The organism is Methanothrix sp., assembly GCF_030055635.1.
Taxonomy (GTDB): Archaea; Halobacteriota; Methanosarcinia; order Methanotrichales; family Methanotrichaceae; genus Methanothrix_B.
Genome location: NZ_JASFYM010000001.1, coordinates 150,454 through 164,135, shown reverse-complemented (window position 1 = coordinate 164,135; position 13,682 = coordinate 150,454). Strand labels below are relative to the sequence as shown.

Below are 13,682 nucleotides of genomic sequence, written 5' to 3'. Positions count from 1 at the left end.
TATCTCCTCCTAGCGTTTGCCCGTCCTGCGAGCCGCTATCGATCCGACCTTACGCCCAGGAGGTGTGCCCCTGCTCACGGTCTTGGGCCTGCCCGGATGCTGGCGCCCGCCGCCGCCAAAGGGATGGTCCACAGCGTTCATGGCCACACCCCTGACCTTTGGCCACTTCGCAGCCTTCGATCTGTACTTGTAAAAGCTCTTTCCGGCCTTCACCAGGGGCTTCTCCGTCCTTCCGCCGCCCGCGACGACGCCTATGGTCGCCATGCAGTTCGGGTTCAGCCACTTCATCTCTCCACTCGGAAGCTGGACCACGGTCGCACCCACGTCGTGAGCCACAAGTATCCCGTAGACACCGCTGGCCCTGGCGAACTGTCCACCATGGCCTGGCTTCGACTCTATATTGCATATAGGCATGCCCTCAGGTATGCTCGCCAGCGGCAGGGTGTTGCCGGGCTGTATCTCCGCAGCAGGCCCGCAGGCGATCTCCTGACCGACATACGTCCCCTCTGTGGCGAGAACATACTGCTTCTCGCCGTTCTCGAGCCTCACAAGCGCCACAGGAGCCGTTCTGGCAGGGTCGTGCACGATCTCCTCCACAACACCGCGAACAAGATCACCGCTGAACTTGATGTGCTTTATATCAGCCCTGTATCTGTGTGATGGCGCACGGTATGTGGGTGTTCCCTTGCCCCTGTTCTGTGATATTATTCTCTTGCCCATCGCAACCACCTTACAGCAGGCCCAGCCTGGTGGCAAGCTCATTTGCGGTCTTATCACCAGCCAGCCTTACAACAGCCTTCTTCTCGCCCCGGGGTGTTATCATGGTTCTGATATCGATAACCTCAACATCATAGAGCTCCTCGATCTCCTTCTTGATCTGCGGCTTTGTCGCCTTCAGATCCACAATGAACTCTATGGTGTTGTCCCTATCGATCATACCGGTGACCTTCTCAGGGACATAAGGGCATTTGATTATCATAGCCTCTCCTCCAGAACCTTGAGAGACGGCTCGCTCCACACTGTGAGCCTGCCAGCGTGAGTCCCTGGCGCCAGAAGCTCAGCGTTCAGCTTATCGGCGGTCACGAAATCGACACCCGGGAGGTTGCGCGCTGCCCTCCCTATGCCGTTATCTTCTGCTGCCACGATCAGAATGCTCCTGGGCTGCCTGAACCTCCTTCCCCTGAGCTTGCCCTTTCCGGCCCGCACCTTTCTTCCATTTTTTGCCCTCAGAACGTCATCCCAGAGGCCCGCAGCCATCAGAAACTTCCGCAGCTCAGATGTCTTTGATACGCTCTCGATCTCGGCCCTGACAACTATCGGAAGTTCTCCGTTGAACACATGCCCCCTAGCGGCCACAAGATCTGATCTCGCTGTAGCTGCCACAGCAGACCTTATCGCCTTGATCCTCTCCTTCTCGTTGATCTTCTCGCTCAAGACCTTCGATGGCACCGGAGGATGGGACGCACGCCCGCCTCGTGCCATGGGCACAGCAGCAGCTCTCCTTCCCGTGACGATCCTCGGCACCCTGGACACGCCGTGACCCGGCCCCCATGACCTCGCTGAGGTGTTCATGCCAGCGTAGAAATGCGGCCCGTAGGGCTGCAGCCTGTTGGCCTGGGCTGCAAGCACCGCCTTCTTTATGAGATCCGGCCTGTACTCCTCCTCAAAGATCCCCGGGAGCACAATCTCGCCGACCGGATTTCCTGAAATATCGATAATCTTAGCGTTCATCGTGATCCCCGATCAGACTCCCTGCTGGGACTCCCTGCTGACATACAGTATCTGAGGCGCCTTCGGCCCGAATGCTGCGCCTGGCCTGATCGCCCTGCGCATCCTGACCAGCCTCTTCACAGGTCCCGGGATGCTTCCCTTTATCAGCATGTACTCGTTTCTCACAACACCATAGCCGACAAAGCCACCATCGGGGGTTATGTCCATGCCGTTAGTGCCTATGGCCAGTATCCTCTTGTTGAACTCGGTCCTCTGGTGGTACCCGGTCTGACCGAGCTGCGGAACCCTCCAGCTTATCCTCGCCGGGTGCCACGGCCCGAGGTTCCCGACATGTCTGAGCTTGCCGGTGCGCGAGTGCTTTCTCTTCTGGAGCATTATCCCCCAGCGCTTCACCGGACCCTGGGTTCCCTTTCCCTTTGTGACTGCAGTTACATCAATCCAGTCGCCAACGCTGAAGATGCTGCCCACAGCCACCTGGCTGCCGAGAAGCCCCTCCGCTGCTTTGAGCTGCTCCTCCACAGATCGCCCTGTGACAGGTATCTCCATGATCTCAGGCACCTTCTTGGGTATGCCCGTCACCAGACCTGGATTTGTGTGGGCCAGAACCCTGATCTCGCAGAGCTCATCCACCCTGGACTCGATATCCTCCAGGGATGTGCCCCTTCTCGCCTTTGGAACCGTTATCGCTCTGGCCAGATCCTGGCTCAGGTTTTCAGCCCAGAGCTCCCCTGCAGGCCTGATGCCACCGTTGTACGTCTCGTACACCCTGAGCGCTGCTATGCTCATGGGCGGCACCTCCACCACTGTCACAGGCACGCTGATCTCCATGCCCTCTGTGAGGCTTCTCGGCCTGTCATCTATCATCATGACATGTGTCATGCCAGCTTTGTATCCGGCAAAGCCGGCCATTCCGGCCCTCTCTTCTGAGACCCAGGATCTTATCCTTGGAACCTCGCTCTTGGCCCTCTTCCTGGGGCTGAAGGCCAGCGAACCCCGCCTCGGTCGGTGTATCTTTGCCATTTACTCCTCCAGACGCACCAGGTTCAGCAGGGCAAGCGTCGAGAAGACGGCCTCCTCGACACGAACCGTCTCAGTTCCCTGATGCGGAATTGTGTTGATCACGCAGCATCTCTCCAGCATCTCGCGGCTCAGAAACGCATCAACGCCCCGTGCGGGGGAGCCGAACACCACCGCAAGCCCCTTTGAGCTTGATCTCCCTATGTGGTTGAGCAGATCAAAGCTCACCGGAGTCCCCCTTCTGGATGTGGCCACGATGAACTCGTCCCTGGAGCGGAGGTACTCCTCCGCGCTCTCCACGACCGTCGTCTCGTAGCCCCAGTATCCGGGTATCTCACTCCGGTCCACAGGCTCAGCGGCGAGTGGACTCAGCGAAAAGATCCTGACGTTCAGGCGCTGCCCCTTCTGGAATCTCCTGTCTGACTTAAGGGGTACAGGGCGGTCGAGACCGACCTCAACCCAGGCGCCACCATCAGATCCGACGCTTTCTACTACCACTCCGACTCTTATCTCGCCTACCTTGAGCGTTGAGCTTCTGGAGCCCACTGGATGATGAGCGGTTCTCAGCGGCGGCAGAACTCCCGCATGCCTCAGCTCCCTCATCCTGGGGAAGAGGAGCTTCCGCAGGTACTGCGGAGTCTCTGCATACCGCAGCACTGTGCTTATGAACCTGGAATCGTCGAACTCATCATCGCGATACACGACGATCCGGTCGATGCGGAAGACCGCCGCAGCCCTCGCGATAAGCCCGACCTTCGCGGTGCGAAGGCGCAGATCCGCCGTCTCCATCGTGTACGAGGACGGTATCAGTATGGACCGCTCGCAAGGACCGCTCATCAGATGTCCTTCTCTCAGGGGAGGTATCGTATATAAAAAGGTTTGCACGATCGATGGTTATTTTTCCTCACAGGAAAGGATCGTGGTAGTGTGCCGATTTTGCTGTAATTTTGATCGTGAGTCCTGCAATCCCTGTTTTCATTTGCTGTTATCCATGGTTAAATACCTTTTACTGGTCATCCATTCTTCGTTGATGTCCATCAGGATCGATACAGCGAGCCTGATAAATGCGTTGTCGCTTGGGAATGCACCGACGACTCTTGATCTTCGTTTGAGTTCTTTATGTATTCGCTCCATGCTGTTTGTGGTCTGTATTCTTTTCCAGTGCTCCCTGGGGAATGACTTGTAGTTCCACAATCCGAACCTGAACCGGTCGATGGTATCGATGGCTTTTGAATATCCTCTATCTTCCAGTTCACCGACCAGCACATCCATCATGCTTTCGTGTTCGAGTGCGAGTTTGAGCTTGTCGGCAATCTCTTTCAGATCTTTCCTGGCCACATTTCTCAGGACAGCTCTTATGAAGTGAACGTGCTTCGACTTCGTCGAAGCCTCTCGACGTAGTCGAGAGTGGCACATTTGCCAAGACGCACCCAGAAATGAGCTTTCAACAGCGCTTTGTATCCCTTTATGGCCATCGGATACGACGAGCTTCACTCCTGAGAGGCCACGGTCCTTCAGCTCCTGGAACAGACCATACCAGAAGTTCTCATCCTCTCCATCCGCGATCCTCGCACCAAGTATCTCGCGATATCCGTCATCCCGGATTCCTGTAACGATCATGAATGCCTTGGTTACGTACATTGGGCCATCCCTGACCTTGAAGTAGCTTGCATCGACGAAGATATACGGAACTGGTCGCTCTATCGGCCTTTTCAGGAACTCCTCGACCTTATCATCGAGCTCTTTAGCTAACCGCGAAACGCTTGATGCTGAGAGGTACTCGAGACCTAACTGAGATACGACGGACTTTATCCGTCTGGTTGATACGCCCTGGATATACGATTCTGCCACCGCACTGATAAGTGCCTTCTCAACCCGCGAGTACCTCTCAAAGACCTTGGTCTCAAACGGCATCTCGCGGAACTGCGGCTTCTTGAGTGTGATCTCTCCCACGCGTGTCTTCAACGACCTCTCCTTGTAACCGTTCCTGTGCGCTTTGCGCGATTCCGATCGCTGATACGGCTCCGCACCCGACTGCTGAATCGCTTCAAGCTGCATGACCAGATTCAAAAAGTAGGTCAACAGCTTCTTCAAACCCTCTTCCTGATCGATAAGGTAATCTTCCAGGAGGTCTACAGGTATCATGGTCCTGTCTCCGTTTTCCTTACATGTTATGGGATACAGGACCCTTATTCATCATTACCATCAAATTACAGAAAATTCGGCACGCTGCCGAGAGATGCCGGAGATACAGGGGCAGTTACATTTCTGAGACAGTTTTCCAGTACCCCTTGCCTGCAAGCCCAAAGCAAATGCGATCCTCCCATGGGGAGATCTGGAGGGCACAGCCTGCCCTCAGATGCGTCTCCTCCTCTTGATGTCGAGCCGTGCCTTGCATCTCGGACACGCCTTCGGCTTGCTCACCCTCGCCACCCACTGGTATCCACATTTAGTGCACTTCATCTGTTTCATATGTACATGGTTGTAATAAGAGTATTAATAACTTTCCATTGATGATAATATTTTGATGCCATGAACCATAATCATAAATTTTGATTTTTGCTCTGCATGTGCACAAATAAAAGATTACATAATATTAATATAAATTAATACTATCCACTGTTGCGGATGTTCGCACCCTGGGAAGGATGATCACCTCTATCTCGATGCCGAACTCCTCCGCGTAGGACCGGATCCTGCGCTCAGCATGCTCCACCATGCCACCGGATGTTATGATGAGAGAGCTCTTGCCTGCTATCGCCTTGAGCACGCACTTGTCCACGACTCCATATGAGAAATCGAGCTCCAGAAGCTCTTCGCTTGCGACCATCTTGGCCTTCGTTCCCATCGCGCCGATGTAGCTCACAGCGCCCGATGAGAGGATATCGCGAATCTTTGAGGGCGGGGTGCCTGATATATCGCATATGTATATCCTGCCTGGTTTTCTCCCCGATATTCCAGCAGCAGATTCTATCAGGTGCATCAGATCCACAATGTTCCTGGGCAGCTCATCCACAGGTGCCAGAAGACCCCTCCCGAGCATCTCCCTGTAGATCTCCAGGACCGCGGGGAGCTTCAGGCGCGCCTTCCTGAGCGTATCGGGATCCGCGAACACATTCTCAGGCGCGCCGGTCCGCACGATCTCCCCTTTGTCCATCAGAACGACCTCATCAGCCCAGCGGTACGCAAGCTCCACATCATGGGTGGAGATCACAACGGTCTTACCGTAGAGGTTGAGCTCATCGAGCATCTCCATGATCTCCTCGGATGTCGCGGGATCCAGGTTGCTCGTCGGCTCATCGAGAACCAAGACCTCAGGCTCCATAACAAGGACCCCTGCTATGGCGACCCGCTTCTTCTCCCCACCGCTGAGATGATGTGGAGGTCGGTTCCGGTGCTCCTCAAGACCCACATAGCTCAGAGCATATCCGACGTATCTCGTGATCTTCTCCTTCGGATATCCGAGATTAAGAGGACCGAATGCGATATCCTGCTCAACCGTGGGGGCGAAGAGCTGGTCATCGGAATTCTGAAAGACCATGCCCACACTCTTTCTGATGGCCATAAGAGAGCGAGAATCGTACCTCATCGGCTCGCCCCTGAACAGGACCACCCCGGACGATGGCCTCAGGGTACCATTCAGCATCAGCAGCAGCGTGGACTTTCCAGCGCCGTTTGGCCCGACTAGGGCGACCTTGCTGCCGCTCTCTATGGAGAGCGTGACATTCCTGAGAGCAGCATGCCCATCGCCGTAGATGTAGCACACATCCCTGAGACCCAGTATCTCGCTCAAGCAGATCCACCCCTCACAACCGCCAGGAGAAGCGCTGTGATCGAGAGGATGTAAATAAGAGATGCCACAAGATGACCCGGCCTCACAGCATGGCTCTCACCCAGAGGCATCCTCCCGTTATAGCACCTGGAGTCCATGGCCACCATCAGCCTCTCTCCCCTCTCCCAGGCTCTTATGAAGAGAACGCTTGCGAGCATCGCGAAGGAGCTGATGGAACGCCTGACGCTGGAGTGACCCATCCTCATCTCCTGAGCGCTGTGCACCATCATCGCCTCCTCGAGAAGGACGAAGATATAGCGGTATATGAGCATCGAGAGCTCCACCAGCGACTCCGGCATTCCTATGGACCTGAGAATGGCGAAGATCTCGGTCATCGGGGTTGTGAGGGCCATGAAGAATAGGGAGGAAGTGCCGCCGATCGTTCTCGATACCAGAAGCAGTCCGAGCCACAAACCCTCGCGGCTGAGCCTGAGAGCGCCGATGCTCATCAGCACCTCCCCCGGGCTCAGGAGCGCGACGATCGCGGCGCTCAGGAGAGCGAAGGAGAGGGGTACTGCTGTGATGCCGATGTACACCCTCCAGGGTATCCTGGCCAGCGCGATCACGGCAGCGCCCAGACATGCTGACACCGCAAGGGGCACAGCGGGCGTTGGGGATGCGATGCATGCGATTATGGAGAATGCGCCTACAGCGAGCTTGAGCCTCGGGCTTACATCTCTCAACCCGTTCTCATGCGCATAGTCGTCAAGGAGCCTGTGCATGCCCTAGTTTTCATCTCCAGCTTTCCTTCTGTAGTATCCCAGGAAGTACCCTATGACCAGGCCGCCGATCGCAGCCTGGATGCTGAAGAAGAGGCTCTCGATCTCTCCACTCGGTGGCTCCCAGAGGGGTTTAAGCCACGGGCTGTAGCTTCCGCCTGTTATCTCCTCTATCACACCCTCAGCCTTCGAGTCAGCTCCCTCCCATTCGTGCAGGCCGCTCTGGCTGGTCCAGAGGAATGCCAGGAAGAATATGAGAATCGATGCGATTGCTATGAGCTCTCCCTTCATGTCGCACCCTCCTGCAGCCTCAAAAGATCCGGTTTTGATATCACGTTGAGCCTCAGCAGAACCTCACCCCTCGCCTGGAGTATGTACTTGAACATCAGTGCTGAGATCACGCCCTCAATACCCGCCAGCGGCACCTGCGTGATCGCGAAAACCGCAGCGAATGCCTTCAGTGAGAGAAGAACGCCACCATCAGCAGCAGGAAATGCAAGCGCGAGCTGCAGCGACGTCACGATGTATGTTGCGAGATCTGCCAGTGCAGCTGCCAGGAAGACCGCCAGGTAGAGGTTGAATCTCTGTGCAGCTCTGTACACCATATAACCCACGACAGGCCCGGCGATCCCCATGGAGAAGACGTTCGCTCCAAGAGTGCTCAGGCCCCCGTGCGCGAGAAAGAGCGCCTGGTACAGGAGAACGATTGTGGAAAGTACGGATGTTATCCATGGCCCGAAGAGTATCGCTCCTATCCCGGTGCCTGTGGGATGCGAGCAGCTCCCTGTGACAGAGGGAAGCTTCAGGGAGGAGAGCACGAATATGAATGCTCCGGCAACTGCGAGAAGCGGCAGGGTCTCGCGCCGCTCGCGCGCCATTCTGCCAATCCTGCTCACTCCATAGGCCACGAAAGGAAGCGATGCCGCAAACCAGATCTCCCACCAGGGATGCGGGAGAAACCCCTCCATGATGTGCATGAGCCCTGATCCGTGTACCAGATATATAAAGATTACTTGATTATGTATCAAAAAAGTTTAACTCAGATGTCGATCTTGGGTGCTCGTATCTGAGCGACGTAACAGAAGGTGGTCGTGTAGTTGAATCACCGAATGGAAATTCGGGAATCGGCATTCTCAGACGCAACAGATCACAAATCCTGCATGCACATCCAGTTGAGTTCGATGATCTTAGTACCTGGCCAAGGTTGCGTGCTTGTATCGCTGAGATCAACAGGAGCGCATAGCAGGACCGGTGCCTCTACAGGCAGGCTTTCGATTGATGAGAGGGGGTGTCAGGTTACATAAAACTCAGTATTCCGTTGCCGGTTCGGGCCTCTCGGTTCTGCACCCGTCGATCACACATATCAAACGCGAGGGGCCTGATGATGCCAGCCTTTTCTCATTCCCTCTGGAACAATCTCGAGGATGATGCTGTAGCTGCCCCTCGCGCCGCCCGAGTTGATCCTCATGCTCCCCTTGCCGAGCATCAGATCATCGTCGATCGTGAGACTTATGTTGCCAACAACCTCACCAGCTTCCTCCCCAGATCTCGCATCTCTGAAGCTGATTCTGGCCAGCTCCGCATCTATTCTGGTTATATTTCCAGATCGTGTGAGGGCAATCCCCCTCATCTGGTAAACATCCTGCGCAATCCGGAGAACACCTCTGTATGTGATGTTGCTCCTGCTTATCTCCGACTGTATCTCCTCGAGGCTCATGTTCGATGAGAGCAGCTCCCTCGCCCTGGCCGGCTCCACCTCCCTCATGCCCTCGACCCAGACGCTCAGCATGGAGGATGTGTTTTCGCGCAGAGCGAAACCACGGTAATGAAGCATCGGGATCATGCAGCCCTCCTGTATGCACATCCCATGCCGCAGCGTGTCCAGCTCCTGCGGAGGACCTGGCGGAGGCATATCCGAAGGTGCATCCATGCTCAAGCCTGAGAATGAGATGCAAGAGGATGAGCCTATAACAATGAATCCCACGATCAGGGCTACTGCCAGTTTATGCATCAATCACACCACGCCCAGATGCTCCTGTGGAATATACAGATCTACTCCAGGTGCATGGATAAATATGCAATGGGAGATCATGACATAAAGGTTACCAGGATTGCTGGACCTCAGCAGGCCAGCAATCCTGCAGGGGAACCCCATATCATAGTCATCTCTGCATCTTTCCGAATCTTGGTCCTCCCATCGGACCCTGCGCTCCGCCCATGGGCCAGTATGGGCACTCCGTGTAGCCCGGGCCCTTTCCCCTCATCTCCGCAAGCGTCGTGCTGTTCATCTCTGCAAGCTTTTTCTCTCTGAGCTCCCTGATCTCTGCGAGCGTCATGTTCTCCAGCTCGGCCCTCTTCTTCTCCCTGAGCTCCCTGATCTCCGCTAGCGTCATGTTGTCGAGCTCCTCCTGCGTGAGGTCATCCATCAGGAGCCAGATGCCTCCGATGGACCCCACACATGTCTCTGCATCACATGGCCCCATTCCTCTGAATCCCGTCGGACCCTGCGCTCCACCCATGGGCCAGTATGGGCACTCCGTGTAGCCCGGGCCCTTTCCCCTCATCTCTGCAAGCGTCATGTTGTTCATCTGTGCAAGCTTTTTCTCTCTGAGCTCCCTGATCTCCGCGAGCGTCATGTTCTCCAGCTCAGCCCTCTTCTTCTCCCTGAGCTCTCTGATCTCAGCGAGCGTCATGTTCTCGAGCTCCTCCTGAGTGATATCATCCATGAGGAGCCAGATGCCACCGGGCCCAACCTCAGGACCCCATCCGCGATCGTCAAATCCGCCGCGCATCCACCCATGCATGGCCATCGCTGGCACAGCAAGAAGCGCTGTGAGCGCCAGCACACCCATAATCTTCAGTTTCGACACATCATCACCTCGTCCTCTCGGACAGGATCAGCTCTGACCGAACGATATAAAAGAGGCATGCAGGACGAACGTTCTTTTTTTGATTCCCCTTTGAGATCAGAATGTTCAGGAATGTTCTTTTCTGGAAACAAACCACTCCGAGATCTCTATAACGTTTGTTCTCCCCCATTCTCTCTTTTTTATCAGCTTTCTCCTCTCCAGAGAGTTCAGAATGCCGCTCAGGGACGACTTGGGGATGCCGGTCTCGTATCTCAGATCCGCCTGGGTCATGCGCCCGCTCCTCTTCAGGAGAGCCTCCATGACAGCTTTCTCCCTGGCGGTCAGAGTCTCTATCACCGCAGCCATCTCACTCGTTATCTCTATCGGCTCAGAGCCCGGGATGAACGGAGCTCTTGGGATCTCCTCGGCAGGCTGATCGACATCCAACGTGCCATCGTGCATCTCATTATCATCAGTGGCGCTTTCAGAGCGGAGCGATCCATCCGGTTCCTTCCGTGGGATATCCTGCGGGCTGCTCGCCTGCGGCTCAGGTCGCGGTGTTATTGATCCCATTCGTCTCCTCAGGATCAAGAAGGCGCTGCCACATGCGACCAGTATCAGAGACGCCGCTGCAACTGCAAAATACGCCTGGCTCCTCTTTGCCGGCGGGAGAGATGTATTTATCGATGAGAGGTTTGATGCTGTCAGGAGCGGCTGCCTGTATTCGATAACCACAGAAGGATCCACGAGATCGTATCCCTGAAGATCGACAGCCAGTGACTGGTTTGTGGATGATACAAGATAGCTCAGGCCATCTGAGGGGCTTATGCTGCTGAGCATGGCATCTCCCGGAAGATACAGCATCATGCTGTACCGCTCGTAAAATCCATATGACTGGATCTGGAGGGTCCATGCATCTCCGGCCTTAGATGTTAGCGTGTTTGTGAGGGCATAGAGCTGAGATGTGGAGTTGTCATAGCTGTACTGGGATGAGTTCAGGAATGGAAGCCCCTCAATGCCGTCTGCATATCCGGTTATGAGAGCCTTTCCGGTCCAGTCCAGGTAAACATTCAGGACGAGAGATCGGTTATCATAGGCTGAGATGGCAGCAGTGCTCATTACAAGCAGAACGAGGGTACAAAGCCATAGGGCCTTCGCAGCTCTGATAAACAGCCTGGACTTTCGATTCATACTGCCTTCACATGCGCTGATCTTCTGAGGTCTACTTGCTTCAATATGTAGAAATGGTTTTCGATGTCGAAAGTGATGTTGGCATCACACGAATTAAGCTTAATCTATGAAGATGTTATAATGACATGCTCTGTGGCCGGTCCCCTTGAAATATTACTAAATTACCGTGAAGGTGCTCAAATGCGGCTTACAAATCACTGGCCTGAGATCTCATCATCGATCATTCTCCTCATTTTGGATCGTTTCTTTAGCATTTGTTGTTTCTCACTCGCTCCTCAGCGCCTCGATCGGATCCAGCATTGCTGCCCTGTTGGCAGGGTAAACTCCTGCTATTATTGTTGATAGTGCTCCGAAGAGCATCCCTATGAGCATCGACTGTATCCTTATTGCGGAGGGCAGACCTGCAAGAGATCCTATTGCAAATGATATTACGATGCCGAGCACTATCCCGATGATGCTGCTGACCACACCAAGCATACCGGCCTCCAGCAGGTACTGGATGCGGATATCACGCGTCGTTGCGCCGAGTGCCTTCATGACCCCTATCTCGCGAATCCTCTCCTTCACAGTGAGCATCATCACATTTGCGATGCCTATCCCGCCAACGACAAGCGATATCGCGCCTATTCCGGCAAGCGCATACTTGATCATGCTAAGTATGCTCATCAGGGATGAGAGCATATCCCTCGCTGTCGTTGCATCATATGCCTCGTCCTTGTGATACCTCTCGAGATCGAGCTTTATCCGGTCGACCACCTCATCGACGCTCTCAGGATCATCGACCGTCACCTGGAAAGTTCCATAGTAGTAGTTCTCCCTTCCCAAAAGCTCCTTCATGGCCTTATGCGTGACATACATCTGTGTGTTGATGTTGCCCGCTCTCATTCCGGAGGACTCCTCCTCCCTGAGAACCCCCACAACCTTGAAGTCCATGTGGTTATCCTCATAGTATATCATTATCCTGTTCCCAGGCGAGATCCTCATTCTGAAGAGCCCATCGGCGACACCGCTGCCTATCACGATCGATGTGTAGTCGGATTCTGTGAGAAATCTCCCCTGAGAGATCTTCGATTTGAGATCGTGCTCCTTTTCCGGATCGACCCCGATCAGAGTGGCGGAGGCGTTTGTATTCCTGAAGCTGACTATCACACCTGCGGAGGTCTGGGGAGCAACATTTCTCACTCCAGGTATGTTCTCCAGGAGCTTTGTGTCCTTGTCTGTGAACCTGGCCGGCTCCTCCGGGCTCCTGCCCGGCGGCCCCCCAAAGGTGAACCTGCCTGGAAACACATGTACGACATCGAGGTCCAGCGTGCTGAACTGTGATGAGACTCCTGAGTAAAGACCCTCGCCAACGGAGAGCATGACCACTATGGCCATGACTCCTATTATTATCCCAAGGCTGGACATCAGGGTCTTGAAGCGATCAGCCTTGAACCCTATCGATATCAGATCCAGGATATCGTAAAGCTTCATGTTGCAGCCCCTGGCCCTAAACCTTCATCCTCTTTCGTCTGTAGATATAGGCGGCTGGTATCAGGAGCAGAACCGCCACGCCAGCAAGGACAAGATTGTTCCGCCTCGGCTCGACTTTTGGAGGAGAGTATCGTGTCTCATATGCCTCAGACTCATGCCAGGTCTCGCCGTTCTTGAACCTCGCCACAAAGCTCAGGTTCAGGGGTGAATTCAGCTCTGCCAGCCCCATGGAATCCACCTTGAAGCTTATCGTGAAGACCTCGTCTGGGTCCATGGTACCGATGTAGTACTCCTCGGGCGAGAACCTGACGCCCCTCGCAGACGGAATTATTGTGACTGCATTCACCTTGTTCTCGCGCGGGTTGGCGACGTTGAGGTTGATGGTGCCCATGGTTGTATCCTCAGCTCGCGTCAGGGTGACAGCTGCTGGATCCACCTTCACAGGTATCGTTCTGTGGATTTTTATGCTATCGTAACCGCCCTGCACCTCGAAGTCGAGAAGATGCGTGCCCCTCGTGGCATTCCCGGAGGCCCTGATCTTGTAGTAGATTGTGATCCTGTCGGTGGGGCCGATCATCCCGAGGTTATGGTAATCCTCTGTGAGAACCTCGATCATGTCAGTGCCTGTGAGTTTTGTGGTATTGAGGGGGGTCGAGATGAGCGTGCTGTGCGCTGAGGTTCCTGCGACCGATTCCCCGCCAGCGCCGTAGTTGGCTGCGCCGTTCTCAAGCTCTATGGCGATTATCGCCTCATCCCCGGGCATGAGAACCGCCGGGTCCACGGATGAGTGTATGTTCACAGGCATGTGATATATGTAAGCGAATGCACCTGAAGAGATGAGCAGCAATGATATCATCCACAACAGTAATC

15 protein-coding genes are annotated in these 13,682 nt (G+C 54.8%); all 15 read right to left on the bottom strand.

Features of this window, described 5'->3' with window-relative positions; all coding sequences use genetic code 11:
• Nucleotides 1-9: 9 nt before the first annotated feature.
• Nucleotides 10-720: a 50S ribosomal protein L2 gene (locus tag QFX31_RS00845; RefSeq protein WP_348530260.1), complete on the bottom strand. Its 711-nt coding sequence runs from the start codon at nt 718-720 to the stop codon at nt 10-12.
• A gap of 10 nt (nt 721-730) precedes the next feature.
• On the bottom strand, nt 731-979 hold the full coding sequence (locus QFX31_RS00840; protein ID WP_348530259.1) for a 50S ribosomal protein L23: 249 nt from the start codon (nt 977-979) through the stop codon (nt 731-733).
• The gene (gene rpl4p / locus QFX31_RS00835; protein ID WP_348530258.1) at nt 976-1,731 is read right to left on the bottom strand and encodes a 50S ribosomal protein L4; all 756 of its coding nucleotides are present in this window, start codon (nt 1,729-1,731) and stop codon (nt 976-978) included. The genes QFX31_RS00840 and rpl4p overlap by 4 nt, the downstream gene beginning before the upstream one ends.
• Before the next feature lie 12 nt (nt 1,732-1,743).
• Nucleotides 1,744-2,751, bottom strand: a complete 1,008-nt coding sequence (locus tag QFX31_RS00830) for a 50S ribosomal protein L3 (protein WP_348530257.1) — start codon at nt 2,749-2,751, stop codon at nt 1,744-1,746.
• On the bottom strand, nt 2,752-3,585 hold the full coding sequence (locus tag QFX31_RS00825; protein WP_348530256.1) for a putative RNA uridine N3 methyltransferase: 834 nt from the start codon (nt 3,583-3,585) through the stop codon (nt 2,752-2,754).
• A gap of 138 nt (nt 3,586-3,723) precedes the next feature.
• Nucleotides 3,724-4,893: an IS256 family transposase gene (locus tag QFX31_RS00820; protein WP_348530255.1), complete on the bottom strand. Its 1,170-nt coding sequence runs from the start codon at nt 4,891-4,893 to the stop codon at nt 3,724-3,726.
• A gap of 451 nt (nt 4,894-5,344) precedes the next feature.
• Nucleotides 5,345-6,541, bottom strand: coding sequence for an ATP-binding cassette domain-containing protein (locus tag QFX31_RS00815; protein ID WP_348530254.1), 1,197 nt, complete (start codon nt 6,539-6,541; stop codon nt 5,345-5,347).
• Nucleotides 6,538-7,302, bottom strand: a complete 765-nt coding sequence (gene cbiQ / locus QFX31_RS00810; RefSeq protein WP_348530253.1) for a cobalt ECF transporter T component CbiQ — start codon at nt 7,300-7,302, stop codon at nt 6,538-6,540. Before cbiQ ends, QFX31_RS00815 begins: the two co-directional genes overlap by 4 nt.
• Nucleotides 7,303-7,305: 3 nt before the next feature.
• The gene (locus QFX31_RS00805) at nt 7,306-7,590 is read right to left on the bottom strand and encodes an energy-coupling factor ABC transporter substrate-binding protein (protein WP_348530252.1); all 285 of its coding nucleotides are present in this window, start codon (nt 7,588-7,590) and stop codon (nt 7,306-7,308) included.
• Nucleotides 7,587-8,276, bottom strand: coding sequence for an energy-coupling factor ABC transporter permease (locus QFX31_RS00800; RefSeq protein WP_348530251.1), 690 nt, complete (start codon nt 8,274-8,276; stop codon nt 7,587-7,589). The genes QFX31_RS00805 and QFX31_RS00800 overlap by 4 nt, the downstream gene beginning before the upstream one ends.
• 386 nt (nt 8,277-8,662) lie before the next feature.
• Nucleotides 8,663-9,229, bottom strand: a complete 567-nt coding sequence (locus tag QFX31_RS00795; protein ID WP_348530250.1) for a hypothetical protein — start codon at nt 9,227-9,229, stop codon at nt 8,663-8,665.
• Nucleotides 9,230-9,461: 232 nt separating this feature from the next.
• Complete coding sequence (locus tag QFX31_RS00790; protein WP_348530249.1) at nt 9,462-10,169, bottom strand: hypothetical protein; 708 nt, start codon at nt 10,167-10,169, stop codon at nt 9,462-9,464.
• A 105-nt stretch (nt 10,170-10,274) separates the two neighbouring features.
• Nucleotides 10,275-11,267: a MarR family transcriptional regulator gene (locus QFX31_RS00785; RefSeq protein ID WP_348530248.1), complete on the bottom strand. Its 993-nt coding sequence runs from the start codon at nt 11,265-11,267 to the stop codon at nt 10,275-10,277.
• 336 nt (nt 11,268-11,603) lie between these two features.
• Entirely contained in the window at nt 11,604-12,812 is a 1,209-nt protein-coding gene (locus QFX31_RS00780) for an ABC transporter permease (RefSeq protein WP_348530247.1), read from the bottom strand.
• 16 nt (nt 12,813-12,828) lie between these two features.
• Nucleotides 12,829-13,668 (bottom strand): hypothetical protein, encoded by an 840-nt coding sequence (locus QFX31_RS00775; RefSeq protein ID WP_348530246.1) that lies wholly within the window; start codon nt 13,666-13,668, stop codon nt 12,829-12,831.
• Nucleotides 13,669-13,682: the final 14 nt, after the last annotated feature.